This window comes from Roseateles albus (genome assembly GCF_028595345.1).
In the GTDB taxonomy this organism is placed as follows: domain Bacteria; phylum Pseudomonadota; class Gammaproteobacteria; order Burkholderiales; family Burkholderiaceae_C; genus Paucibacter_A; species Paucibacter_A albus.
Genome location: NZ_JAQQXT010000002.1, coordinates 464,195 through 490,460, shown reverse-complemented (window position 1 = coordinate 490,460; position 26,266 = coordinate 464,195). Strand labels below are relative to the sequence as shown.

At 56.3% G+C, this 26,266-nt stretch carries 23 protein-coding genes and 1 tRNA gene; 8 read left to right on the top strand and 16 right to left on the bottom strand.

All coding sequences use genetic code 11. From position 1 onward, the window contains the following. Positions 1-11 precede the first annotated feature (11 nt). Complete coding sequence (locus PRZ03_RS05095) at positions 12-308, bottom strand: type II toxin-antitoxin system RelE/ParE family toxin (RefSeq protein ID WP_273599294.1); 297 nt, start codon at positions 306-308, stop codon at positions 12-14. 410 nt (positions 309-718) lie between these two features. Here PRZ03_RS05095 and PRZ03_RS05090 point away from each other — a divergent pair, with 410 nt between their 5' ends. From PRZ03_RS05090 to PRZ03_RS05065, 6 genes are all read left to right on the top strand, one after another. Continuing rightward, the gene (locus tag PRZ03_RS05090; protein ID WP_273599293.1) at positions 719-2,557 is read left to right on the top strand and encodes a type I restriction-modification system subunit M; all 1,839 of its coding nucleotides are present in this window, start codon (positions 719-721) and stop codon (positions 2,555-2,557) included. Next, entirely contained in the window at positions 2,554-3,867 is a 1,314-nt protein-coding gene (locus PRZ03_RS05085) for a restriction endonuclease subunit S (RefSeq protein WP_273599292.1), read from the top strand. Before PRZ03_RS05090 ends, PRZ03_RS05085 begins: the two co-directional genes overlap by 4 nt. Positions 3,868-3,897: 30 nt before the next feature. Further along, entirely contained in the window at positions 3,898-6,015 is a 2,118-nt protein-coding gene (locus PRZ03_RS05080) for a DUF4357 domain-containing protein (protein ID WP_273599291.1), read from the top strand. Positions 6,016-6,142: 127 nt separating this feature from the next. Then, complete coding sequence (locus PRZ03_RS05075) at positions 6,143-6,721, top strand: hypothetical protein (RefSeq protein WP_273599290.1); 579 nt, start codon at positions 6,143-6,145, stop codon at positions 6,719-6,721. Next, a complete protein-coding gene (locus PRZ03_RS05070) occupies positions 6,718-9,843 on the top strand; it encodes a type I restriction endonuclease subunit R (protein ID WP_273599289.1) in 3,126 nt (1,041 codons plus the stop codon). Before PRZ03_RS05075 ends, PRZ03_RS05070 begins: the two co-directional genes overlap by 4 nt. A gap of 67 nt (positions 9,844-9,910) precedes the next feature. Beyond that, entirely contained in the window at positions 9,911-10,351 is a 441-nt protein-coding gene (locus PRZ03_RS05065; protein ID WP_273599288.1) for a hypothetical protein, read from the top strand. Between the two features lie 674 nt (positions 10,352-11,025). Here PRZ03_RS05065 and PRZ03_RS05060 read toward each other — a convergent pair. Next, a complete protein-coding gene (locus PRZ03_RS05060) occupies positions 11,026-11,412 on the bottom strand; it encodes a DUF6573 family protein (RefSeq protein ID WP_273599287.1) in 387 nt (128 codons plus the stop codon). Continuing rightward, on the bottom strand, positions 11,409-11,612 hold the full coding sequence (locus PRZ03_RS05055; RefSeq protein ID WP_273599286.1) for a hypothetical protein: 204 nt from the start codon (positions 11,610-11,612) through the stop codon (positions 11,409-11,411). Before PRZ03_RS05055 ends, PRZ03_RS05060 begins: the two co-directional genes overlap by 4 nt. 838 nt (positions 11,613-12,450) lie before the next feature. Between PRZ03_RS05055 and PRZ03_RS05050 the strand changes: the two genes are divergently transcribed. Next, positions 12,451-13,263, top strand: a complete 813-nt coding sequence (locus PRZ03_RS05050; protein WP_273599285.1) for a replication-relaxation family protein — start codon at positions 12,451-12,453, stop codon at positions 13,261-13,263. Positions 13,264-13,528: 265 nt separating this feature from the next. On the opposite strand, the gene repC is transcribed toward PRZ03_RS05050, so the two are convergent. Further along, a complete protein-coding gene (gene repC / locus PRZ03_RS24045) occupies positions 13,529-14,377 on the bottom strand; it encodes a replication protein C, IncQ-type (RefSeq protein ID WP_409993922.1) in 849 nt (282 codons plus the stop codon). Between the two features lie 4 nt (positions 14,378-14,381). After that, complete coding sequence (locus PRZ03_RS05045; RefSeq protein WP_273599284.1) at positions 14,382-15,278, bottom strand: helicase RepA family protein; 897 nt, start codon at positions 15,276-15,278, stop codon at positions 14,382-14,384. 484 nt (positions 15,279-15,762) lie between these two features. Here PRZ03_RS05045 and PRZ03_RS05040 point away from each other — a divergent pair, with 484 nt between their 5' ends. After that, positions 15,763-16,341 carry a hypothetical protein gene (locus PRZ03_RS05040; RefSeq protein ID WP_273599283.1) on the top strand — a complete coding sequence of 193 codons (579 nt, stop codon included), beginning with the start codon at positions 15,763-15,765 and terminating at the stop codon, positions 16,339-16,341. A 158-nt stretch (positions 16,342-16,499) separates the two neighbouring features. On the opposite strand, the gene PRZ03_RS05035 is transcribed toward PRZ03_RS05040, so the two are convergent. From PRZ03_RS05035 to PRZ03_RS04995, 11 genes are all read right to left on the bottom strand, one after another. Next, on the bottom strand, positions 16,500-17,480 hold the full coding sequence (locus tag PRZ03_RS05035) for a hypothetical protein (RefSeq protein WP_273599282.1): 981 nt from the start codon (positions 17,478-17,480) through the stop codon (positions 16,500-16,502). A 123-nt stretch (positions 17,481-17,603) separates the two neighbouring features. Continuing rightward, positions 17,604-17,924, bottom strand: a complete 321-nt coding sequence (locus PRZ03_RS05030; RefSeq protein ID WP_273599281.1) for a hypothetical protein — start codon at positions 17,922-17,924, stop codon at positions 17,604-17,606. A 195-nt stretch (positions 17,925-18,119) separates the two neighbouring features. Continuing rightward, entirely contained in the window at positions 18,120-18,434 is a 315-nt protein-coding gene (locus PRZ03_RS05025; RefSeq protein WP_273599280.1) for a DUF6471 domain-containing protein, read from the bottom strand. 690 nt (positions 18,435-19,124) lie between these two features. Then, positions 19,125-19,394, bottom strand: coding sequence for a hypothetical protein (locus tag PRZ03_RS24040; protein ID WP_409993921.1), 270 nt, complete (start codon positions 19,392-19,394; stop codon positions 19,125-19,127). Between the two features lie 294 nt (positions 19,395-19,688). Then, positions 19,689-19,850: a hypothetical protein gene (locus tag PRZ03_RS24035; RefSeq protein WP_409993920.1), complete on the bottom strand. Its 162-nt coding sequence runs from the start codon at positions 19,848-19,850 to the stop codon at positions 19,689-19,691. Between the two features lie 393 nt (positions 19,851-20,243). Then, on the bottom strand, positions 20,244-21,521 hold the full coding sequence (locus PRZ03_RS24030; RefSeq protein ID WP_409993919.1) for a tyrosine-type recombinase/integrase: 1,278 nt from the start codon (positions 21,519-21,521) through the stop codon (positions 20,244-20,246). A 144-nt stretch (positions 21,522-21,665) separates the two neighbouring features. Beyond that, a tRNA-Ser gene (locus tag PRZ03_RS05015) sits at positions 21,666-21,758 on the bottom strand. A 45-nt stretch (positions 21,759-21,803) separates the two neighbouring features. Further along, positions 21,804-23,072 carry an aspartate kinase gene (locus PRZ03_RS05010; RefSeq protein ID WP_263532102.1) on the bottom strand — a complete coding sequence of 423 codons (1,269 nt, stop codon included), beginning with the start codon at positions 23,070-23,072 and terminating at the stop codon, positions 21,804-21,806. Between the two features lie 181 nt (positions 23,073-23,253). Continuing rightward, positions 23,254-24,609: a tRNA lysidine(34) synthetase TilS gene (gene tilS, locus PRZ03_RS05005; protein ID WP_273599278.1), complete on the bottom strand. Its 1,356-nt coding sequence runs from the start codon at positions 24,607-24,609 to the stop codon at positions 23,254-23,256. Further along, positions 24,578-25,549, bottom strand: a complete 972-nt coding sequence (locus PRZ03_RS05000; RefSeq protein ID WP_263532100.1) for an acetyl-CoA carboxylase carboxyltransferase subunit alpha — start codon at positions 25,547-25,549, stop codon at positions 24,578-24,580. The genes tilS and PRZ03_RS05000 overlap by 32 nt, the downstream gene beginning before the upstream one ends. 75 nt (positions 25,550-25,624) lie before the next feature. Next, complete coding sequence (locus PRZ03_RS04995) at positions 25,625-26,260, bottom strand: DNA-3-methyladenine glycosylase family protein (protein WP_273599277.1); 636 nt, start codon at positions 26,258-26,260, stop codon at positions 25,625-25,627. Between the last annotated feature and the right edge of the window lie 6 nt (positions 26,261-26,266).

Genomic DNA, 26,266 nt, shown 5'->3' with positions numbered 1-26,266 from the left:
CTCCAATATTTTTAGTGATAGTCAACGATTTCAATGATTCCGACGACTTTGCAAGGGTGGGTCCCCCGGATTTCCAAGACCAGACGCCACTGCAAATTCAGACGGATTGAGTGCTGTCCCTCCCGATTGCCCTTGAGCTTTTCGAAGTGCAAGGATTTAAGAGCCATGAAGTCGCGCTCATCCTTGAAGGCGCGAATCTGCTGCATCTTCTTTCGAAAAGCACGCACCACCTCCTGCGAGAACCCGGCCGTGAATTGGGCATCTATCTCAAGGCGGTCCAAATCTTCATCGTCGAACTCAACATCCATAACTGAAGTTTAGGTTTCAACGCAAACTGCGTCAAGTCCTAAATTACACCAAGTGTAATGATGGACTTTTAAATCATAATTTTCTTGACAGGACTCTCTGCGGGCCACTTCAGCCGCGAAAGATGGAAGCTCATTCAGCTAGCCCGGTGCGTCTTCGGCCAAAACTCAAAACTTCAACAATCAATTGAATCCTGATTACGCACACGGGAAAAGTCACGCCTTCTAAGTTGTGAGGCCGGCCCTTGTCCCTTCGGTGATGGGCTCGAATTTGCCGCGTGGCCTAGCCCTGCGTGCTGCAACCGCTCCATCTGCCGACTACTCAGTGAGCGCTAGCCTGCCCTCACCTGGATTGCAGCGAGAATGCATCGACTTTGGCCGTTAAGACACAAAACAAAACAAAAGGGAGTTCCGTGAATCATCAAGCGCTTTCATCTTTCATTTGGTCCGTCGCCGACCTGCTTCGCGGGGACTACAAGCAAAGTGAATACGGCCGCGTCATCTTGCCTTTCACCGTGTTGCGCCGCTTGGACTGTGTGCTGGAATCCACCAAGCCCGCCGTCCTGGCCGAGTTCGAGGCCAAGACCAAGGCCGGGCTGAACCCGGACCCCTTCTTGCTGCGCAAGGCCGGCCAGAGTTTTTACAACACCTCGCCGCTGGACTTGGTCAAGCTGCTGGGCGACCAGGACCATATTCGGCAGAACTTGTATGCCTACATTCAGGCGTTTTCGCCGGCGGCGCGGGACATTTTTGAGCGCTTCGACTTCTTGACCATGGTCGAGCGCCTGGCCAAGTCGAATTTGCTCTACCTGGTGGTTGAGAAGTTCGCCAATATCGACCTGCACCCTGACACCGTGGACAACGGCCAAATGGGCTTGGTGTTCGAGGAGCTGATTCGCAAGTTTGCCGAAATCAGCAACGAAACCGCCGGGGAACACTTCACTCCGCGCGAAGTGATTCGCCTCATGGTTAACCTCATCTTCATCGAGGACGACGACGTGCTGACCTCTGGCAATGCTGTGGTCCGTACGATTTACGACCCCACCGCTGGCACCGGCGGCATGCTCTCCGTGGCGGGCGAATACCTGCTGGAACACAACCCGCAGGCGCGGCTGACCATGTTCGGCCAGGAGCTGAATGACGAGTCCTACGCCATCTGCAAGGCTGACATGCTCATCAAGGGGCAAGATGTCGGCAATATCGTCGTCGGCAATACCTTGTCAGACGACGGACATGGCGGGCGCAAATTCGACTACATGCTGTCCAACCCGCCGTTTGGTGTTGAGTGGAAAAAAGTCGAAAAAGCCGTGCGCCAGGAGCATGAGCAAAAGGGTTTTGATGGCCGTTTCGGCCCCGGCCTGCCGCGCGTCAGCGACGGCTCGATGCTGTTCCTGATGCACCTGTTGGCGAAGATGCGGCCCGCCACCGACGGCGGCAGCCGCTTCGGCATCGTGCTGAACGGCTCGCCGTTGTTCACCGGCGGCGCGGGCAGCGGCGAGAGTGAAATCCGCCGTTATGTGCTGGAGAACGACCTGGTCGAGGCCATCGTCGGCCTGCCCAGCGATATGTTCTACAACACCGGTATCGCCACCTACGTCTGGATTATTTCCAACAAGAAGCCCAAGGACCGCCAAGGCTTTGTGCAGCTCATCGACGCTTCGGGCCTCTGGCAAAAGATGCGCAAAAGTCTTGGCTCAAAGCGCAAGGAAATGAGCGACGAGCACATTGCCACGGTCACGCGCCTGTTCGGCAATTTCACCGAGGCCGAGGTGGTGACCGTGTTGGACAGTGCTGGTCAGCAGTTGGAGCAACGCATCGTCACCGGCACGGATGTCGCTCCCGCTGCACCTGAAGGCGGCAAGCTCAAGCGCGTGCCGCTGTCGCGCATCTTCCGCAATGAAGATTTTGGTTACTCGACCATCACGGTGGAGCGCCCGCTGCGTGATGAGGCCGGCCACCTCATGTTGGGCGAGCGCGGCAAGCTCAAGGGAAAGCCACAACCCGACAGTGCCTTGCGAGATACCGAGAATGTGCCGCTATCCGATGACGTGGCCAGTTACTTCAAGCGCGAGGTGCTGCCCCATGCGCCGGACGCCTGGATTGACCCGGAGAAAACCAAGGTCGGCTACGAAATCCCCTTCAACCGGCATTTCTATGTGTTCGAAGCGCCGCGCAGCCTGCATGAAATCGACGAAGAACTGAAAACCGTGACGACCAGCATCATGAAGATGCTGGAGGAGCTGGCGGAATGAGTTTGCCGAAGTACGGAGAGTACAAGGACAGCGGAGTGACTTGGCTAGGCCCGGTGCCGGCACACTGGACAGTCGTTCAGAGTCGCCGCTACTTCGCCAATCGCAACGAGAAGGCTGTTGCGGGGGACAAGCAACTTACAGCTTCCCAGAAGCACGGGGTCATATATCAGACGGACTTCATGGAACTGGAGGGCCACAAGGTAGTGCAGGTTATTGTCGGCGCCGACATCCTCAAGCGCGCCGAGCCGAACGACTTCGTCATCAGTATGCGCAGCTTTCAGGGCGGCATCGAATGGTGTGGCCTACGTGGCAGCATCAGTTCTGCCTACGTGATGCTCGTTCCCAACGACGCCATTTGGTCTCCGTTCTATCGCTATCTGTTTAAAAGCGCTCCCTACATCCAAGCTTTGCAAGCGACGACGAACTTGGTCCGGGATGGCCAGGCCCTGCGGTTCTCAAACTTCGCTCAGGTCACACTGCCGCTTCTCGCCGTCGAAGAGCAACAGAAAATCGCCGCCTTCCTAGACCGCGAAACCAGCAAGATTAATGTGCTGATTGCCGAGCAGGAAAAGCTCATCACCCTGCTCGCCGAAAAACGCCAGGCCACCATCTCCCAAGCCGTCACGCGCGGCCTCAACCCCGAAGCGCCGATGAAGGATTCCGGCGTGACATGGCTGGGGAATGTGCCGGCGCATTGGGATGTCCGACGCCTGAAGCATCTCGTTCAAGACAGCATCGCCGGCCCCTACGGTTCATCGTTAACCAAATCGATGTACGTCTCCGCTGGATATCGCGTGTACGGCCAACAGCAAGTGATACCCGACGACTTCTCACTGGGCGATTACTACATTTCGGAGGAGAAGTTTGCTGAAATGTCCCGCTATCGGGTAAGACCAGACGACGTTCTGATTAGCGTGATGGGGACCATCGGCCGAGCGGCTGTAATTCCAAACAATGCAGAGCCAGGAATCATCAATCCCCGGCTGGTCCTGTATCGAGTTATCGAGCAGCTGATTTCCCCAAGGTACTTGCAAACCTTCCTTAACAACTCTACGAGTCAGAGATACTTTTCGTTGGCAGCGCAGGGCACAACTATGGAGGGGTTGAACATGGCGTCCATTGGCGAACTTTACGTTGCTCTGCCGCCGCCGAGAGAACAGGTGGAGATTTTGAAGTTCATTCGACTTGAATGTCAAAAGCTCTTCGCCCTTTCGGCAGAGGCAGAGCGCGCCGTTTGTTTACTCATGGAACGACGCTCCGCACTCATCGCCGCCGCCGTCACCGGCCAAATTGACGTGCGCCAAGCCTGACCCGATACAACAATTCCTAGGGAGTTTCAATTGACCCAAACACTCACTGCCAAAGAGCAGTCGTTGGCCAAGATTTTCAGCGATGACTATGTCTTCACCATTCCTGGGTTTCAGCGCCCTTATGCCTGGGGCAAGGAGCAAGCCCAGGAATTGCTAGATGACTTGCTGGGCGCACTCAGGAGCGCACCGGAACAACTCAATGAAGCGGCGCCATACTTTCTTGGCAGCATCGTGCTCATCAAGGGCGAAACTTCGGCGGAGGCGACGGTGGTTGATGGTCAGCAACGGCTGACCACATTGACCTTGCTGCTCTCTGCGATACGTGCCACGGTGCAGGACGGTGCAGTTCAGACTGGCATCACCAAACGCATCTATGAACATGGTGATGTGGTGTCGGCCACCGAAGCGCGCTACCGACTCTCGCTGCGCGACCGGGACCGAGATTTTTTTCGTCAGTACATGCAGCATGAAGGAGGCTTAAAAGCCCTCGTCGCCCTCAACGCCAAGCTTCCTGACGCACAGGCCCGGCTGCGAGCCAATGCAGAAGTCTTCTTGAGCGAGTTGGCCAAGTTGGAACAGCCCGAATTGACGCGGTTGGTTCAGTTCATCATTACCCGTTGCTACCTTGTGACCGTGGCGACGCCCGACTTGGATTCGGCCTACCGCATCTTTGGCGTGCTGAATAGCCGAGGGATGGACCTCAGCGCGACCGACATCCTCAAGGCCGAAATAATCAGCAAACTCCCTCCTGAGCTTCGCGACGAATACACCAAGAGGTGGGAAGACGAAGAAGAAAATCTAGGGCGTGAAGAGTTTGGAGACCTCTTCAGCCACATACGGATGGTCTATCGCAAAGCGAAATCTCAGGGCACCTTGCTCAAAGAGTTTGAAGCACATGTGAAGCCGTTCCAGCAGCCACGCAAGTTCCTGGACGATGTCTTGTTGCCCATGGCCAAGGCCTTCGACGAACTTCGCAGCGCCGATTACGCCAGCCAAAAACACGCCGAGCAGGTAAACGAGCATTTGAGCTGGCTCAACCGGCTGGAGTTCACGGATTGGCTACCGCCAGCCTTGGCCTTTTTTGTGCGGCACCGCGATGAGCCGGATTTGGTGCTGAGTTTCTTCAGCGATTTGGAGCGGCTCGGGTATTCGATGTTGGTACGCAAGAGCGGCGTGAACGAACGCATCGAGCGCTTTTCGGCGCTGACCGGCGCCGTTGAAAAGGGCCAAGACCTGTCGGCCTCGTCATCGCCTTTGCAACTCACGCCGCTGGAACAGCACGAGACCTATACCGCGCTCAGCGGCCCCCTGTATGAGACACATTCGTCACGTGCTTTGGCGGTTTTGTTGTTGCGGTTGGACCGCTTGCTGTCTGCGGCGGGCGCGAGCTACCAACACGATGTTGTGTCGGTGGAGCATGTGATGCCGCAACAACCGGCGCCGAACAGCCAATGGCTGAATTGGGTGCCGGACACCCAGATACACCAACGCTGGGTGCACCGCTTGGGTAATCTGACTTTGCTCAGCCGCAAGAAAAACAGTTCGGCCAGCAATCACGAGTTCGAGAAAAAGAAGACAGCCTATTTCACCAAAGGCGGGATTTCATCCTTCGCACTCACGACCCAGGTTTTGCAGCACAACACCTGGACTGAAGAGGTCATGCAGCAGCGTCAAGACGAGATGATGAAGGCGCTGGATGCTCACCTGCGACTGCAAGACCGACGAAGCAAAGTCGATTTGACCAATGCAATGCTTGCCGACTTCGGAAGCATGGGTGTTGAGGCGGTTTTCGAACTTGAAAGTGCCAAACATGGGCTGAGCGCCATTGCACGCGAGAACGGCAAGGCCTTTACCGTACAGGCCGGCTCGCAAGCCAAGCGCGACTGGAGGGGGCAGCCGCATTCCTATTTGCAATTGCGGGACAGCTTGCTCAGCGAGGGGGCATTGAAGGCGTCGGACGATGGCAGCTTCTTGGTGTTTACCAAAGATGTTGACTTTAAAAGCCCAAGTGCGGCATCGGCCACCGTGCTGGCCCGCACTGACAACGGCCGTAACACGTGGCGATTGAAAGGCAGTTCGGTCACCTATGCAGCCTGGCAGGACAACCTGCCAGCGCATCAAGCGGCCACTGGGCGCGGGGAGGAATAGCCATGTCACCCTTGCCGAAAGAACATAACGTCGGAGCGGAAGCCTTGTTAAAGCGAGGCGCCGATGGGTGGCCGCCTGCAACCGGCAAAGTGCGTAAGACCGCCCATTTTTTTGCGGTGACATCAGCATGAGCGACGCAAGCCTCCTGGCAGAAATCGAGTTCGCACTTCCCTCGACGGTTCTAAATGTGGACGTAGGTACGGCCGCCATCAGTGACCTGCTTCGCGCGCTTCACGAAGTCATGACAAAGTCCGGCCGCGACCAAGCAAACTTGATGGCGCAGGTGCAAACCGTCTTTGGGTCCACTGCCATGCATCATCTGGCCCTGGTTCTCGAAGCAGAGACGGAAAACCTAACGACCTACCGCTTGGCAAATGACTGTCCCCTTTACTCAAAGGTAGAGGCAATTTGTCGGGAGCGCGGGTTTACCAAAGACGCCGGCTTTCAATTCTTCAAGCATTTTTTCAAGGCTCTTGATGAAGAGCGCAAAGATAGCGACGGGAACATTGAGTCAGCCACAACCTTGACCTATTGGTCCCTTGGCGGCGAAGCAGCCTACCACCTTGGGGGGCTCTACACCGGTGATTTACTCGATGTGGTGTCGACAGCGCTATGTGGGTATCTCGACAGCAGACTCAACAGGTTTCAAAAGCTGGTGGAGATGTGGAAGATGGAGCTGGCCTGGGACAAGGAGGATGCCGAGTGAGCACGCTTCATAAAGAAATCCACTTCGAGACCGAAATCTGTCAGCACCTGGCAGCCAATGGCTGGCTGTATGCCGACGGCGACGCCGAGCAGTATGAGCGCGGCCATGCGCTCTTTCTGCCTGACTTACTGGCCTGGGTGGAAACCACGCAGGCTGACAGCTATCAGCGACTCAGCAAGACTCATGGCCAGGCCTTGGCCGAGCGACTGGCAGAGCGCTTGCGCAAGAGCCTGAACGAGCGCGGCACGCTCGACGTGCTGCGCCGGGGCGTGGAAATGCTGGGGCTGAAGGAACCGCTGCGCTTGGCGCAGTTCAAACCGGCGTTGGCCATCAATCCGGTGATTCAGCAGCATTACGCCGCCAATCGGCTGCGCGTGGTGCGCCAGGTGCGGCACTCGCCCAACAACACCCAAGACGCGCTGGACCTGGTGCTGTTTTTGAACGGCATCCCGGTCGCTACGGTAGAGCTGAAATCCGACTTCACGCAAAGCGTGCAAGACGCGGTGGACCAGTACCGCTTTGACCGCCTGCCTCAGCCCAAGGGCGGTGTGCTGGAGCCCGTGTTGGGCTTCCCCGGTGGAGCCTTGGTTCACTTTGCTGTGAGCCAGCGCGAGGTGATGATGGCCACCAAGCTCGCCGGCCCGGCCACGCAGTTTTTGCCCTTCAACAAAGGCAATGCAGGCGGCGCCGGCAACGCGCCGAACCCGGCGGGCTTTGCGACCGCTTACCTTTGGGAAGAAGTCTGGGCGCGCGAGAGCTGGTTGGACATTCTGCACCGCTACCTGATTGGCAAGCGCGACGACAAGAAACAGCTCAAGAGCGTCATCTTCCCGCGATACCACCAGCTCGACGCCACACGCAAGCTGGTGGCCGATGTACTCACGCAGGGGGCAGGCCAGCGCTACCTAATTCAACATTCCGCCGGGTCCGGCAAGACCAATTCGATTGCCTGGACCGCACATTTTTTGGCCGACTTGCACGACGCCGAGCACAAGAAAATGTTCGACAGCGTGCTCGTAGTGAGCGACCGCAATGTTTTGGATGCGCAGTTGCAAGAAGCGATTTTTGACTTCGAGCGCACGACGGGCGTGGTGGCGACCATCACCAATGAGCACGGTAGCAAGAGTGCGCAGCTAGGCCAGGCGCTGAAAGACGGCAAGAAAATCATCGTCTGTACTATTCAGACCTTTCCGTTTGCCCTTCAAGCGGTACAGGAGCTGGCGGCCACCGAGGGCAAGCGTTTTGCGGTGATTGCGGACGAGGCGCACAGCTCGCAAAGCGGCGAGGCCGCAGCCAAGCTCAAACAACTGCTGTCGGCGCAGGAATGGGCCGAGTTGCAAGACGGCGGCGAGGTGGATACCGAGGTCATATTGGCTGCGCAAATGGCGGCGCGCAGCGGGGACTCGGCAGGGTCCAAGGGGCTGACTTACGTGGCCTTCACCGCGACGCCCAAGCAGAAAACACTGGAACTCTTCGGCCGCCCTGGCGCCGATGGGCTGCCGGTGGCTTTTCATGTCTATTCAATGCGCCAGGCCATCGAAGAGGGCTTCATTCTCGATGTGCTGAAGAACTACACCAGCTACAAGCTCGCGTTCAAGCTGGCTCATGATGGGCAGGAATACGACGAGACGCAGGTGGAACGCAGCACGGCGATGAAGGGCATCATGAATTGGGTGCGGCTGCATCCATACAACATCTCGCAAAAGGTGCAAATCGTCGTCGAACACTTCCGCGAAAACGTCCAGCCCCTGCTGGCGGGCCGGGCCAAGGCGATGGTAGTGGTGAGTTCACGCCGTGAGGCCGTACGCTGGCAGAAAGCCATCCGCGCCTATATCGCCAAACAGAACTACGCGCTGGGCGTGCTCGTGGCCTTTTCTGGCGAGGTGAATGACCCCGATAGCTTCCCGGCGCCGGTGACAGAAACCAGCAAGGACTTGAACCCCGGATTGAAAGGGCGCGACATCCGCGATGCGTTTGCGGAGCCCGAATATCACTTGCTGCTGGTGGCCAACAAGTTCCAGACCGGCTTTGACCAGCCGCTGCTGTGTGGCATGTACGTGGACAAGATGCTAGGCGGCATTCAAGCGGTGCAAACGCTGTCGCGCTTGAATCGGGCCTTGCCGGGCAAGGACACGACCTACGTCCTGGACTTCGTCAATGACAGCGCCGAGGTTCTGAAGGCCTTCAAAACCTATTACGAAACGGCCGAGCTGGAGGCCACGACCGACCCACACCTGGTCTATGACCTGCGAGCCAAGCTCGACGCCAGCGGCAATTACGATGATTTTGAAGTCGACCGCGTGGCCAAGGTGGACACCGACCCGAACGGCACACAAAAGCAGCTCGACGCGGCGATTGCGCCAGTGGCCGACCGATTGCTGAAACGCTTCAAGGCGGCCAAGCAAGAGAAGGCTGCGGCCGATGAATTGAAAGACGAAAAGGCCGCACAGGCGGCCAAGGATGTGCTGGACGCCTTGCTTCTGTTCAAGAACGACGCGGGCGCCTACGTGCGCCTTTATGCTTTCCTTTCGCAGATTTTCGACTACGGCAACACGGACATTGAGAAGCGATTCTTGTTCTTCAAGCGCCTCATTCCCCTGCTCGACTTCGGCCGCGAACGCGACACCGTGGACCTTTCCAAGGTGGTGCTTACTCATCACACGCTGAAGGACCATGGCAAGCAGCCCCTCAATCTGAATGCCGACGGCAGCTATAAATTGGCGCCGATGGATGCGGTGGGCAGCGGCTCGGTGCAGGAAAAAGAACGGGCCTACCTGGTCGAAATCATTCAAAAGGTGAATGGTTTGTTCGAAGGCGAGCTGACAGACGACGACCAGCTCGTTTATGTGAACGGCGTCATCAAAGGCAAGCTGCTGGAAAATGAAATGCTGATGCAGCAGGCGGCCAGCAACAGCAAAGAACAATTCGCCAATTCGCCCGACCTCAAGGATGCGCTGATGCACGCGATTATGGATGCGCTAGATGCGCATACAACGATGAGTACGCAAGCGCTCGGCTCTGAGCGGGTGCGGGATGGGCTGAAAGACATCCTGCTGGGGCCGGCGCAGTTGTATGAGGCGCTGCGGGCTCGCTCCAATTCTGGCAGCGATATCAGGCCATAGCTCGCTGAGTGTTGGCGCCCCGTCTAAATTGCTCGATGTCTTGACCGTCGAGTCTAAGGAGAAACGATTGTCAGAAAGCGAACTTGCGACAGTATCACTGACTGCCCATGAGGGTCTGGCCATAAAGGAGTCAGCGTATCGGCAAGGGCTTTATCAAGCTTGGTTTGCCACTGCCCTTGAGCAGACAAAGTCCATATTCACGCTCGCCAGCGCTGGTGTCGGCCTGGGACTTACGCTGATTTTCTCTGACCATGTTAAGCCTGTGCAGTCCTGGGCTCCGATATGGTTGCTATTTGCCACCGTTGCGTTCGCACTGTCAGCGGTTTTTTGCATTTGGGTATTCCGGGTCAATGGCCGCCTAGTGGCAAAACTGCTCAAAGACCAGGAGCATGAGTCGCATGAAACGGAAGATTCGTTGGTTGGCCGCGTGGACACCGCTTGCCGCAGCTCGTTTGGAGTAGGACTCGTGTTTCTGATATTCGCCGCTGTGGCGCAGATTTGGCTTTAAATTTAGCAAAGAACTAGATGGCAACTATCAAGAAACCACCTTCGGCAATGAAGGCGGCAGCGCCGGCTAAAAAGGTGGCAACACCGGCTAAAAAGGCGGCAGCTCCTGTATCCCAGGGGGTACGTGAAAAGAAGCGAAGAACCGCCATAGCCATGACCTCGTGCTTTCAAGGCGCGGGAGACTTAAAACCAATATCCAAGACAACCAACCCCAGGAAGTAACAATGGCGCCGAAACCGACTCACTCTAGCCAAATCCTACAAAAGAATTTTCAAGGAGCCGGCTCTTTGCGGCCGGCTGCAAGCCCGGCGCCGACACCCGTTGCCCAGACGCCAGCCCCTGCCCCGGCACAACCCAAGGGAAGCTAATTAAATCCGAGGCGATTCGGCGCTAGGGCTTCGTGTCCTTGCGTAATCAATCCCAAGGGTTCGAATCTATACCGGCACCCCCGCTGTCGTGAATGTCAATGCCAAATGGGCTCCCGGCCACGTCCAAACCGCCAATGCCGCAGTCCGACATAGGCAGGCCTGTGGCCGGATTGACGATGGGAGCGCAAGGCTCATCCTCCATTACTTCGATGCCCGTATCAGTGCCGAAGAAGTGTCGTAGAAAACTGAACATAACTTTTAGTCCCTTCTGAACCGGCGCCTCCGATGGGCGCCGGCTCGGTATCAATCAGTCTTCGCCTGGCAGCATGAGGGTGATGACGGGCTCTAGCTCATCACCAGGGCCAACGACCATCTTCAGGGACACAAGCTGAGGCTTGCCGGCCGAATCGTGCTGAGGCACAACCCGAACGCCAAAACTTACCTGGTTACCCCCCGCCTTTCGAATTGCAAGCCGGGCCATCGTCAAAACGTCCCAAAGTCGCCCAGCTTCGCTCTGTCCGTTCAACCGACTTGCCGCGCGCCACGCTACGCAATCTGCCCACGCTGCGGATGTCAGTGCCACCGGATAGCGAAATCCGGCTTCTTTGGCCAGGTCGGTAACGTCGAGCAAAACACCGTCCGAAATCGCTTGAGCGCGGCTGTAGCTATAAATCAAATCTTCAGATTCCATCATTTCTTGGACTCCTTTTTAGTAATCTGCACAGGGACCAATGCGGTGCCAGCACTGGTCATGCGCAAAACAAAGCGCTGGCCGTCAATTCGAGTTTTGAAGTCCGAATGTGTTTTTGCCCACTCGGTGGGGCTCATGCAAACCGCGTTTGTTGGATTTGTCGGTTTCAGTTCCATGTTTTCCTTTTGGATGCCGGCTTTCAAGATTTAGAGCCAGAATTTCTTGGGGGCCAATGGCGCGAATCCCTGCTCCGCCGTTGCCGCCGTTTTTTCTGAGTTCGTCGCCGGCGACAGCTCGGACGGAGCCATTCATAGTGAAAAGCGCTGGCCTCGAAGCCGCAGTCCGAAGGAACCGGGTGAGTTGCTACCCGTAGGGCTCGGCGCTTGGGCGTTGGATGGCTCTGTCAAGGTCGCAAATAAGAAGACGACTCAGCAAAACGGGCGCAAGGGCCGGCCTATGCGCGAGGGGCCGGGCAAGCAACGCGCGCCATTTGGGGGCCGTGCTCGCACGGGGCAAGGCGTCCAGCCACAGCCGCCAAGCGCTCAGCCGCCCAAGCGGATGACGTAGAACTTGGCCCAGGGGGAGCCGCAAAGAAATGGCCGGCAGGGCTGCAAGCCCGGCGCCGAGCCATAGGGTGCCCCCAGGCACCCGGTTCTGCTGTGGGGGACGCGAGTCCCGGCGCCCCGGGCCGCAGGCTCGGGTAACCCGCATGAGTGAAACGCGCAGCGTGAACCGAAGCCCGAGCAGCGTCCAGCGAGACGTGTCAGGCGGGTTACCCGAGCCTTGAGTGATGCGCAGCTTCACGGAGGGCTGGGGCGCCCTGCTTTACCCCAGGAACACGGAAATCGTCCAGATTTCAGAGGTAGGAGCCGGCCGTACAGGCCGAAGTCTCATGCCGGTGGGCCTATTCACCGTGACGAAGAGCTGACGCTCACCCATGACGCCCCCAGGCGTTAGGGGGCGCGTAACAGCCTGCGTTAACGCAGTCCATCGCTACACGGCTTATTGAAACACCCGGTAGCCGGGTAAGGGAAACAAGACGTGAAAGAAGAAACAGTTCCTCAACGTGACGGCAGAGAAGTCGCAATTGCAAGGCAGACGGAAATTTTGCGCTTGCTATTTCGATTCGGCTGGCTAAGAACCAGGGACATAGCCAGCTTGACTAGCCGAGCCATGCCAAAGACCGCGCCAAAGGGCTGCCCTGCCCTGCAGGCGCCACCGCCGACGAAGGTGGACATTCGACGCACCCAGCGCCACTTGGCAAGCCTGCGGGAAATGCGCTTGATATTGCAGACTCAGGCGCCGAACGGCAGCGTCATTTACGCGCTTTCCGAAAAAGGGGCTCGGGCCTTGCAAGGGATGGGGATTCAAGCCTCGACAGGCAAAGACTTGCTACGCAGCTATCACGCCGCGTACTTTCTGCACCGCAACATCGCCAATGAAGTCGCAATCGCAGCCCTTCGCCAGGGCTATCGAGTCTCAACAGAACGAGAAATTGCTCAAGGCCGATGGCTCGGAGACGCAGCTGGCATCCACGGGAAAAAGCCTGATGTTGCAATCCGAGCCGGAACCGACTTTTGGTTTATCGAAGTAGAGCGGAGTCACAAGAACAAAGCTGACCACCAACATCTCCTTCGCTTTCTTGTCAAGATTTGGGGCAATGTCAGGCTGGGTGCGCCGGCTTGCCTGGACGTTGAAAATCGCCTGCGACAGGTAATTTTTGTGAGTACCGCCGGCTTTGCCAAAAAACTGAGCAAGGACTTGCTGGCTTGCGGTTGGAGCCCTGATGAGCTGGCCGTCCGGGTGAAATTCGAGACGTCGCTATACACGTTCAAGGACATCGCTTTTTACTAAAAGAGTAAAGGGATGCGCTTCGCCGGACGCATCCCTGACAGCTTGATTCAGTTTAGAAAACCTAAACATCAACGGCTCGGCCCCGTTGTCTTCCCTGTTACCTTTACGTCCAATCCTCGCAAGAACCGTTTAGGTCTTCTGCCTGCTTGTCACAGTCCACAGAAACTCATACCCAAGGGTCGAGGGGGCCTCAAAGCCACCACGACCCAAGAAGCAGCTTGTAGTAGAAATAGTAGGGCCTTCAAAAACGACGCAAGTTGTTGATTTAATTGCCTTTTTTCGCATCAGTCTGTTGCCGCTTTGCCGTCGCTTTGTTGCTGCTATGCCGTGACACAGAAACGAGTCGAGCCTGTGCATCTATCGACCAGCCATCGCGCGCAATTTCACACAGGGCCGCACTCAACTTCGACTTTCGGCTTCGAAAAGTGCTGCCCGCTGCGTTGTCGCCCCAAACCGCTCGCTCCAGCCGGGGCCACATGAATGAGTGCTTCCTCCCTAAGCGAATGGCAGTCGACAAGTAAGCATGCAGTGACATTCCCGTCTGAGTGCTCAGTGCTAAACGCTGACCCATCGACACTGAAACATACTGTCCCTCGCCCCATGCCGCGTGCGACAGGCGCTTATTCAATGCCACTCGAGTGCGTCCGCAGCTGGAAATCACGACCGACAGCAGCTTGGAAGTAGCTTCAAAGTCAGTCGCACGAACGCAAACTGTGATGCCGGCCAAGCGTAGGAGCATCTGGCGCATCTGCTCCAAGTTAGCACCGCCGCAGTCCGCATAGCCGCACTTTCGAGCGAGTTCAGACAGGCTCGTATGCACGCTGGCGGTGTCACCATGAAAGAGCTCCCCATCTGCAGCCAGTGCAGACCGAAGCTGATGGCCTGATGGTGTCACGGGCTGCATCGCTAGCCTTTGTTGGCCTGGCCCGGCCAGCGACATCAGGGCAAGCAAAAGCGTTTGCTCGGGGATGCCCGGTGCCTCCGGCGCAGCCCATTCGTACTCTAGCCCGTTGAACGATTGCCTCGCTCTAAAGCTAGGTCGCCGGCAGCGCGCCTGGAGTGGTCTAAATAGGGCCGCAAGCCCCAAGGCCGGCTCATAGCGGACCAACTGCATAGGGTCAGTCATACTGCACCTCGCGCGTAGAAACCCTGCGCGTTGTCGCTTTTTCTTCAGGCAGACGCGTCTTCGTCAGCACGCCACCCGGCAGTCGTCGAAGCCATGCAGAGGGCTGCGGCGGACCATAATTGCTTTTTGAAATATCAAATCGCACCAAGAACTTGGCCTCCTCTGCAGCCAACCCCAGGGCGGATGCTGTTTTGGCCGGCATCGTCGAGAGATTGGCCTGCCACCTAACTCCATCGGTCAGCGCACTTGAACCGCGTGCCGCCTGCTGCGCATCACCTGAGCCGTTCATGGCGGCGGCCTTACTCGTATGGTGCGCCAAAAGCACAGCGGCCTTGGTGCTCTTAGCGATTTGCTCGAAGCCTTGCACCAATCGCGTCATATCACCGCTGTCATTCTCATCTCCATCGTGAAACCTCCGAAGGGGGTCGGCAATCACGAGGCGACTGCCTTGAGCCAGCTTGCTGATGCGGGCCAACACTTCTGTATAGCTCCCCTCGCTCAGGAGGTAAACATCTTGCCCGGACAAGGGAAACACGCGAAGTCGCTGACTGAGCGCCTTGACAATGTCTGCTCTTGACCGACCAGGAAAAAGACCCACGTCGACTAGCGAAGCGGTTACGTCGTGCAGTCGCTGACTCATCACGATTTCCTGCTCCTCAGCAGCCAGAAAAAATACATTTTCGGGAGGCGCTGCGGGAAACAACCCGCCCAGTGCCGGCAATCCCAGGCAACGCGACACGGCGAGTTGCAGCAGGAATTGTGTCTTGCCGGTCGCACCGGGTGCGACCAAATTTCCAACCGTTCCCACCGGCAGGCCTGGCAGCACGAGGTCCAAGACAGGACGCGGGCCGGTCAATGCCTTGGCGATATCAAGGGCAGCCCAACTCATTTCACACCTCCCTGCACGTGGGTGCTAAGCCAGTTCTCCACGTCGGCAACACGCCAACGCAGCAAGCGGGTTCCTGGCAACCGGAGTTGAGGCGGTACCGCAGCAGGGTTTCTCACCAAGTCCTTGCGGATGGTTTCAGGCGAACGCTGCAACAGTGTTGCAAGCTCATTGATATTAAATAGCATTTGTAAAGCCTCCGAGTCCAGTAGGAGGGCACGACGCTGTAGGACTCATTGAGGCGATACGTGCCGCAAGCGGTGGGCTTGCAGCATGTGTAAGGCAAGTATTTTAAATAATTCAAAAAAGATGAAGAATTTTTTAATACGAATTTATCAAAACTCTTTTCTAGGGCTGTTCTAGCGACAAGCCGAGACAGAGCTCGTCGTAAAACCACGAAAATCTCCTGCGGATAAAACTAAATTCCTTTACCTCCCATGACGGTACTGCCTAGAAACGTTCTAGACGCGTCAAAAGTGGAGATGACATGAGCGATACCTACCCGACAAGTCAAGATAAAGGTACCTACAAACTTGAAATTCACGAATCCCGAACAGGAATAACGGATGACGTTTTATTGACGGCCGGCCTAAAAAAGGTGACTGCATTCGTAAGAATTCCAGCTAGCGATGGGGCGCAGCGTTCTAAAAAAGCACGAGAGCGCACGGCGAAAGGCGGAGCCCATCAAGTTAACGTAGTCATGCCAACAGAACATCACGAAAATATAAAAAAACTCGCAAAGCTGTTACGGGAAGGTGCCAGTATTGAAGATTCAATCGGGAAGGTATTTCCCATGAATCAAGGAAAAAATCACGGGGGCCAAGGCCTCATGGAGGCGAAGAATATTTCACTCTCGGCACATTCAGCGCGGTCATGCGATGGACCCTCGCTGCCATCATTGAAGGTTGACTTCGACAAGAAGACCGCTAATCAGCCCCACGGTCAAAGAGACAATCAAACCATCCAAGCTAAATTCCGATTATTGTTTGCACACTTTTCAAACAACATTGAATTATTCAAAGGGAAGATTCGCATCATGTTCGCCCGACTGGACTTGTTTAGTTGAGAGCGTGTCTTAAAAATTTTAAGGCTGGCTCGGTCTAAACGCTGGGCCGCCGTTGCAATACCGAGCGCAGACACCGCCACAGCTAAAAAGGCTGCATTTAGAGCCCAAGAAAGAGAAAGCCCGGCATTCGAGCCGGGTTCGGTGCAGAGCAACTGGAGCTATGATTTCAGCGCGCTCTCGATTCGACTCTGAACTTCCTTGAGCCAGACCGCCAAGGCTTGCGCTTCCGGAATCTTGGCCCTTTGATAGTGTCTTGCTGGGCTTTTATAGCCAAGGGCGGTATGCAGCAGCAGCGCAACTTTCTTCTTCTCGTTTGAATCATCGCACTGCCCGCAAGTCCAAAGAGTGCCCTCTTCCGGGCTCAGCCAAAGCTCATTGACCTGGCCATCGAAATAGTCGCTGGAATTCAATCCATGAAAATACGCTGCAAGCACGGCTTCGGAGCCATCCACAATAGTCTCAGCACGCAGCTCGCACGCATAGTCAACGTCGCACCCGATTGAGGCGATTTCATTCCTCACTGCGGATGGCAAGTTAGCTCTATTTTCTGCGTACGCGTCCAGCAACTTTTCAGAAATCACCCGAAGCAAGTCATCAACTTCGACTGTGCCGCTGTTTTGTTCACATTCGCAAGCGTAGTGCTCAGCCAGACCGTGCAGAGTACCGCCGATTGAGGCCATGCTTTTCAACATGTCGGCAGCATATACGCCCTGCAAAAAATCGCACGCATCCCAAATTGAGACCAGCGCGTAGTCCAGCCCACGGAGCCCGTTTGCCAGCAAGTTAAAAGCCTCGTAGGCGTCGTCATCCAGAACGCCTGCGTCCGTATTCCCGTCCCACTCGACGCGGTGACCACCACGCACACGCTCGAACAGTGAAATAGTATCTGGGCTTAACAAGAAGCTTTGAAGCGCGCCCGCGTCTACGCGACTATTGACGTCCCAAGTTAATAGACGTTGCCGCCGTTTGTCGTCCGGGTACCCGCCACCCCTAGCTTCGTTGTCCAAATAGACAACTCCGTTTGTGTCCATACACACTTCTGTAAACCAGTCTTCACTTTCGTAAAGAGGCGCACGTTTTTCGCTATTCAGTATCTCAATTTTAAAAGATATGGTCGATGTTTTTTTAATTTCGTTCATTTTAAATTTTATACAGATGAATTTTATATTTAATTAAGCCATAGAGTTCGGAGGTGGTCGAGCCCACACATCCTGAACTGTGTATATAGACCACTTATATTTATGGCAAACATGCCTTTAGGCCTAAACAATGGGCCTATAGCCAATACCTCTAAATTTCAAATTCCAGCGGAATGTATTGCAAAGCACTACTTCCATGCTTGATTTAGCAATCGCATCAAGAAGAAAATTTAAGACCGCAATAAGCCTAAACAAGTAAGGCGAGCCTAGCGCGGCCTGTTCAACGCCACTCGCCCTAAAAACCTTCTGAAATGGCCCCAACCCCACAAATTGGTTTTGCAAGACTGTTCGCGCTGACGCGAAGATTTTTTTATATGCCAGTGGCATGGGGCCAGCCCCTGAGCTCAATGGCGCCAGAAAATTAGAAATTTTCAATTCAAACATTTTTCGAAAACACATAAGTTGAAGAAGCTGAAAGTTTCACAGCTATTCAAATAATTTACGAGAGAATTTGAATTGACTTTGTGTGCTGGCGCACAAAGTCATCAAAAAATACTAAGAATCGGTCCACAAAAAACATCAAATGTGGTCTATTTTCGGCCTTCCAGCCGAACCGGCATTGTTGAAATTTGCATTGCATTAAGTGTCAGTTCGGGTTGAAACCTTCCCGCTTTCGCCAACTGTGTATGAATCTATGCTTTGCACCTCCAAGACTTTGGCTACTTGAAGTACGAACGCGAAGCTAAACGTCCCTCGATTCAACTTGTTCGCAAGCGCCTTTGCCTGAATGTTCACGCCAACTCCTTCAAGCAGCCTCGACAGCTTTTTGAGGCTGCAGCCGCGTCGGACGAGCATTGCCCGGACGATTTGCTGAGCCTCCTGTGACCATTTCGTGTCCACAGACTCTGAAGAATTGCCAAGCTCAAGTTCACTGCTCGCCTCAATCTTCTTCATAATTTCCTCTTATTTGATGATTTGACATCAATTATGAGGAAATTATCAAAAAAGTGGGGGAATATATAAACCGGGTGGAGAGACCTGTGACTAGCGAATCAGCGGTCAACAGGACTCCCAGGCGCCAGCTAGTCAAGGGAGTGAGTGGAATCTCACGTGTACAAGAAAGAACGGGTCGGTCAAGCTCAGCGCTGCTCTGCACAACATATCGAACCCAAAAACCGCGCCACGCACCATAACAATGACAAGAACTTTCGGTGTCCATTCCCGGCCGACGCCATCCTGCCCGGCACGACATCTCTCGTTGCAAATCCCGACATCATCATCCGTCTGGGCCAGACTATCAGGTGGCAGCTACTGACTGGCTACCGCGACTTGCATGTCAAACTGCGGGCGAAGGACCAGAGTGCGTTCGAAGATGCGAAGCGCAACGCCCTGGCGACCACGCAAGTTTTACGCGACCAAATGCGCCGGGCAGAACTACAACCAGCCATTGATACGCTGGTCGCGCTCGAATTGCACCTGCATTTCCGCGTCATTGTCGAAACCAATGCTGATTTAGACAGCCTTGTTGTCGAGGTTCATCGCTCTCGGCTTCATGCCTTGCAAGACTGGATAAACGTGCTCGACGGACTGCAAACTATCGACCACGTACTACCGCCAGAGTCAGATTTGCTACCGCTGGGCAGCCTATGGGGCAACACGGCCGAGGATTGCTTCGATGCGTGGAAGGCCCGCCGAAAAAGGGACTGTCCCAAGACAAATGACAAATATGCGTCTATAGCGCGCGCATTCTCGGATGTGCTGGGCGGTGTCTGCGTGGAATACCTGCAGGCGCAGCACGTAGCGCTTTTCGTTTCTCATATGCGCGCAGTCGGCAACATGGACGCCACCATGGCGAACAAAATTGGCATCGCCAAAACTTTGCTCGGCCGCTTCATTCTTTCTAAAGAAGCTCATCAAGCTCTACAGGACGAAAGCCCAAAAATCAAAAAAGGTACTACGGGCTCGGCTTGCAGGGATGGCCTGACCAAGGAACAACTCACCCTGCTCCTGGCTACGGTTTTCAATGACCGCTCATTGCCTGCCGATGACCGAGTAGCTGTAGCCCTTCACGCCCTTTCTGGAACTAGATTGGAAGAAATCTGCGCGATGGATGCCTGCAGAATTAACTGGAGCGGTGAATACTGGCTGTTAGACATCATCGAGCGCGGCGTTTCGCTTACCAAAACAAAGGCCAAAGCTGCAATACGTTCAGGCGACAAAGGCCCCAAGAACAAAGACTCCGTGCGTCAAATCCCTGTCCTTGTTTCCGGCGTTCCAGGTCTGCATGAACGCCTGGGGCAACTGAAGAAACTCGCCGGAGAAGAGGGCAAGCTCTTTTTTCATTTCATCCCGAACAAATACGGCATGCATGGGGGGGCATTCAGCACTCGGATGAACCGTCGAATAGACGAGGTGCTGGGTCCTGACCGTCGCCTGGTACTTGAAAGCCTACGAAACACGGCAGCGCCGACGATGCGACGCGCCGGTGTTGACCCCGATGAGCGCAGAGTATTTATGGGCCATGCCCCCGTTGACATTCATTCAGCCCACTACGACCGTCTCCATGCCGATGACTTGGTCCAAGCATCGACCGCCGTAGCCAACATGGTCGGCGATGCCCTGCGAGGCGTTGACTTTCCCCGCCTGGACTTCGTATACAGCAAACAGCGACGACACCTGAAATCCTTCAATGAAGTTGCTAAAGCGCCGGTGAAACAGTCACAGGCCAGCCGAGAAGTAAATGCCTCGACTGAGCAAAATGCATCAAGGCTCGATGATGGGCAGCACAATTGGCACTCGAATATTGCCGATGGCCTCGACGAGCAGTTCAGTCGGAATCAAGCCATATCCGCGCCCGACATTGCCACCCCCAGAGTGACCCGTCAAGGCATCATGAATATCCTCGGGGATGCGCGCTGCTCGGCAGAGCGTTTTGAAAGTGTGCCGAAACGAGTGAAAAACCAGGCGCCCATCCTCAATGCCGCAGCCATTCTTGGCCCTCATATGTCGGCCCCACCATCGCGAAAAATTCCCGCTGCGATTGCCAAACCGGTCAGCCCTCAAAAGCGGGAACAACCAATCGTCATTGGCGACACGCCGAGCATCAACATAACGCAAGAAGCCGACGCGTTGCAGCTCGGGATGAACGGGGATTGTTCGATTCGAAGATTTGGTCTTGACCCTGGTGATGATACCGTCGCCTGTGATGGAAATCAGCGCTCCATATTTGCGGTCGAGCACTATATCCCTAACCCTAAGTTGACACAGCTCTTCGAGCCTCGCGCCGGTGAGAAGCCCCAAAACTGGAATCCATACAGAAGCCTCACCAGCCCCAGCAATTTCTCGCCGATTGGCTGTGTAGATGCTGGACGCGAAGATAGTCGCAAGGTGCTCTTCACTGAATGGCAAGCGCGACAGAGTCGTATCGCTGCGCGGTACTGGCATCCGCCTGGATACATTGTTGGCCAGCTTGCCTGCGTCCACCGCCGTCTGCAAGACGGCGGACAGATGCCCGAGCCTCTTGATGATGGTCGCGGGCGCAAGGCCAGTCGAAATGAGATGGTCGCGATACGCAGCGATATCGCTGCGAGTGAGCTGCTCCACAGGCACGCCGACAACCTTGTCAAACGACGCGGCCGTCAGTTCGAACTCGGCGACAGAACGCATCAATCGCGACGGGGACAGGTCACGCCAATACTCAAACAAACAGAACATTGTCTGGTCGGCACTTAGCGCGATTGCCCGGCGAGATTCGTTGACCGGCAACGCCATTGATTCCTTAGGCACGTGCGTCGATGTTGTTGAGCTGCCTAGGGTGGACTCAGTCGCCTGCGGCAGACTGGGCAATGCCGGTATGGAACTCTCCAGCCCGCTGAAGCGGGCAAGCCAATGCGAGGCCATGCCATAAGCCAAGGCGCGGGCCACAGCGGCTTCCTTGGTCTGTAGATTCGTGCGTAGCAGTTTGCCGAATCTTTCTCGATGCGCGACTGGCACGCGCATTTGGAAGTAAAAACTTCCATGGTGCAAGGTTAGATAATTCATCGATGCGTCTCCGAAAACGTGGTTAATCCAAGTTCACGGGCATGTCATCGTCTAAAAAACGTACGCCATTTTGTACGCCACCCATAAAGCAAAAGCCCTTGAATCATAAGATTTCTCTTATAAATCAAGGGCTTAGCATATAAATGGCGGAGTCGGAGAGATTCGAACTCTCGATGCAGGTTTTGCCCACATACTCCCTTAGCAGGGGAGCACCTTCGGCCACTCGGTCACGACTCCAGCACAGCCTTGAATTCTATACTAAGAATTCAAGGCTGAGAAGACTTATGTAGGAATTTGTTCCAATTCAAACGCGCGGTGCAGGGCACGCACGGCCAACTCCATGTACTTCTCGTCGATGACGACGCTGGTCTTGATTTCGCTGGTGGAGATCATCTGGATATTGATGCCCTCTTCGCTCAAGGCACGGAACATTTTGGATGCCACGCCCACATGCGAGCGCATGCCGATGCCGACAATAGAAACCTTGCAGATGCGCGCATCGCCGACCACCTTGGCCGCCTGTGTGGCAGGCCCAACCGTCTTCTCCAGCAACTCCATCGTGCGCGCGTAATCGTTGCGGTGAACGGTGAAGCTGAAGTCGGTCTTGCCGTCATGCGAGACGTTTTGGATGATGACGTCGATGTCGATATTTGCGTCGGCCACCGGGCCCAGAATCTGGAAGGCGATACCTGGCTTGTCGGGCACGCCCAGCAAGGTCACCTTGGCCTCATCGCGGTTGAAGGCAATGCCGGATACGACGGCTTGTTCCATTTTCTCGTCCTCTTCAAAACTGATCAAAGTGCCAGACTTGGCTTCTTCTTCGATGGAAATATCCCAGGGTGTGAAGCTGGACAACACGCGCAGCGGCACCCGGTACTTGCCGGCAAATTCAACCGAGCGGATCTGCAAGATTTTGGAGCCCAAGGAGGCCATCTCCAGCATCTCTTCGAAACTGATGGTGTGCAAGCGCCTGGCCTCCGGCACGATGCGCGGATCGGTCGTGTAGACACCATCCACATCGGTGTAGATCAGGCATTCGGCCGCCTTCAAGGCCGCCGCAATCGCGACCGCCGAGGTGTCCGAGCCACCGCGACCCAGGGTCGTGATGTTCTTGTCTTCGTCCACGCCTTGGAAGCCGGCAATGACCACCACCTTGCCTGCCGCCAGGTCGGCGCGCACGCGGGTGTCGTCAATGCTCTCGATGCGCGCCTTGGTGAAGCTGGAGTCGGTCGCGACCGGCACTTGCCAACCGGTATAACTGACCGCTTCGACGCCTTCGGCCTGCAAGGCAATCGCCAACAAGCCAACCGACACCTGCTCGCCGGTGGCGGCAATCATGTCAAGCTCGCGGTTCAGCTCAGGGCTGCCGACGGCGGGGGACAACTCCTTGGCAAGCCCGAGCAAGCGATTCGTTTCGCCGCTCATCGCCGAAGGCACGACCACCATCTGGTGGCCGGCGCGCGCCCATTTGGCAACGCGCTTGGCGACATTGCGGATGCGTTCGGCCGAACCCATCGAGGTGCCGCCATATTTGTGAACAATCAATGCCATAGCTTTGTATTTTTCGCGGAGGGGTCGAAAGGCCCTGTCGGGTCGAAATAAGTAAGAAAGAATCGAAAAGCGCCGCGGTCGCCGGCGCCAATTCTACTGTTGCATTGCAGCAATATGACATTCAATCGGGTTACATCGCTTGCAAGCACCGGGCTTTAGCAACAAATCATCCCGGCTCTACTCATCCCGGATCGACCCGCCAAGCCAAGCTGACTTGAGGCAGGCCGTCCGCTGCCCTATAGCGCGCATTCAAACCGAGCCCAGGCACAAAAAGCAAGACCTCACCCAGGAACAGCAAGGGGCCCCGCCGGCACCAAGCCGGCACAGCCTGTTCTTGATAAACCTTCTTCAGACTGCGCAGCACGCCTTTGGGCTTGAGTTGGAACTGCTCGCCGCCACTACGGGCTCGCTGAGTCAGCTGCGTCAATTGGGATAACTCGATACCGCCAGACCCCACCCGCTCGACCAGCCAAGCGCCCCCCCATTCCGGCGCGGGATGAACACCAACTCTGGACAAGTCGATCGCCTTCGGCTGCAATATGCGGTCAAAGCTTAAGTCGGTATCGGCTTTCGCCAGCCATTGCAAGCTCCCCCTGTAGAGCCGCAGCTCGCCATCACCGCAATGCCAAGTCCCGGTACTGCTCTCGGGCAACTCAAGCATCAGGCGCTGCACCAAACTGGCCGCAGCCGGCCGCCCCAATTGCGCCGCCAACCAAGCACGTAAGGCGTTACTGGCGCGGGCTGGCGACAGGGCCAGCAAGCCCTCGACGGCCAAACCCGTTTCACTTGCCAAGCTGGCCAAGGCCACCAAGTCTGCGCTTGCGATTTCCTGCTGCAAGGCCAAAGCCTGCTGAGCCCAGGTCGCCGCCTGAGCCAGGCTCGTTTGAGCCTGCGGGAAGGCCTGCGCCAAGGCCGGCCAGACCGACAAGCGCAGCCGATTGCGAGCAAAGCGGGGGTCGCTATTGCTGTCGTCTTCAAGGTGGGCCAAGCCATGCGCCAGCACATAAGACTCGATGGCCTCGCGCGGCCGGTTCAGCCATGGCCTCGCCCAGCAGATGCCGTCGCGCCATTGCTGCGACGGCATAGCGGCCAAACCCGCCACGCCTGCACCACGAAGTGCTTGCAGCAGCAAAGTTTCGGCTTGATCGCGCTGGTGATGCGCAAGCAAGACCAAATCGGCGCCCGCCTGCTTGGCCATCGCGGTCAAAGCAGCATAGCGCTGCTCACGCGCCCAGGCCTCGATGCTTTGTGCTGCCGTCGGGCTGTCTGCAAGCTTCGTTGACAAAAATCGGACCGGCAGACCCGCTGCCGACCAGCTTTCGCATTGCTGCTGACAAGCCTTCAGCCAATCATCAGCATAGGCGCTGAGCCCATGATGCACATGCAGCGCGAGCACCTGCACGTTCGCGCCGGCCTCGTTGAGGCTTTTGGCCTGCAGCGCCGTTGCATGCAGCAAGGCGGTGGAGTCTCGGCCGCCGCTGTACGCGACGGCAACAAGACCTGATTCAGCGGGTCTTGGTGTCGCCAAACCGACCATAGGATTGCAGGCGATCGTAACGACGATCCAGCAACTCCTTGGGCTTGAGATCACTCACCTGACGCAAGGCATCGCCAAGTGCGCGCTTCAGATTCGACGCCATCTGCTTGTTATCGCGGTGCGCGCCACCAACCGGCTCGTTGACGATCTTGTCGATCAAGCCCATGGCCTTGAGACGATGGGCGGTGATGCCCAAAGCGCTGGCGGCCTCGGAAGCCCGGTCCGCCGACTTCCACAAAATCGACGCACAGCCTTCCGGCGAAATCACCGAATAGGCCGAGAACTGCAACATCAGCACTTGGTCGGCCACGCCGATGGCCAAGGCACCGCCGGAGCCGCCTTCGCCGATCACGGTCGCAATGATGGGCACTTCCAACTGGGCCATCTCGAAGATATTGCGGCCAATCGCTTCCGACTGGCTGCGCTCCTCTGCGCCAATGCCGGGATAGGCACCCATGGTGTCAATCATCGTGAAGACCGGCAGGCCGAACTTCTCGGCCAGCTTCATCAGGCGCAAGGCCTTGCGATAGCCTTCAGGGCGCGGCATGCCGAAATTGCGCAGCGCCCGCTCCTTGGAGTCTGCACCACGCTGATGGCCGACCACCATGCAGGCCTGGCCATTGAAGCGGGCCAAGCCGCCCACAATCGCGGCGTCATCGGCAAAGTGGCGGTCACCGTGGAGCTCCTGGAACTCGGTGAATACTTCATTGCAATAGTCGAGAGTCTGCGGGCGCTGCGGGTGACGGGCGATTTGGTAGACCTGCCAAGGCGCCACACTGGCGTAAACATCCTTGGTGAGCTGCATGCTCTTCTTGCTGAGTCGGTCGATTTCTTCGGAGATATCGACCGCTGACTCGCTTTGCACGTAGCGCAGCTCTTCGATTTTGGTTTCGAGTTCAGCGATGGGCTGTTCGAAGTCTAGAAAATGTTTCTTGCTCATCCTGCGAATCTTTTCAGTGAGGAAGGTCCTATGCCGGGCCGCCCATTTTAAGGGCAGCCCAAGAACGGAAGATCGTTACTCCACCGGGAGCGGATCGAGGCTACGCCAAATGTACCATGTGGCTACCGAGCGGTAAGGTGACCAAGCGTCACCTACTTCGCGTGCTTCGGCCCTGGAAACCGGCTCGCCTGAGAAGTAGTTTTCGCTGATACCCTTTAAAAGTCTAGGGTCATCCAAGGGCATCACATTGGGCCGCATCAGATGAAAGATCAGGAACATTTCGGCCGTCCAGCGCCCGATACCCCTGATCGCCACCAACTCATCGATGATGGCCTCGTCTTCCATCTGCGCCCATTGCCGCACATGGACCTTGCCGGCCTCGAAGTTCTGCGCCAAGTCGCAAAGATAGTCGACCTTGCGCGCCGACAAACCGACCGCGCGCAAAGCACCGTCTGGCAAAGCGAGCACCGCCGTCGGCTGCACCCGGTTGGCCGAACCACCGATCAAGCCAGCGAATTTCTCCCAGGCAGCTTGGGCCGTCTTGACGGAAATTTGCTGGCCAATGATGGAGCGAGCTAGCGTGGTGAAAGCGTCGCTGCGACTTTGCAAACGCGCCTCGCCAAAGGCTGGAATCAACTTCTTCATCACCCGGTCACGCTTGACCAGGTGCCGACAGGCCTCATCCCAGTACTCCGGGGTCACCCCGGTCACTGACGA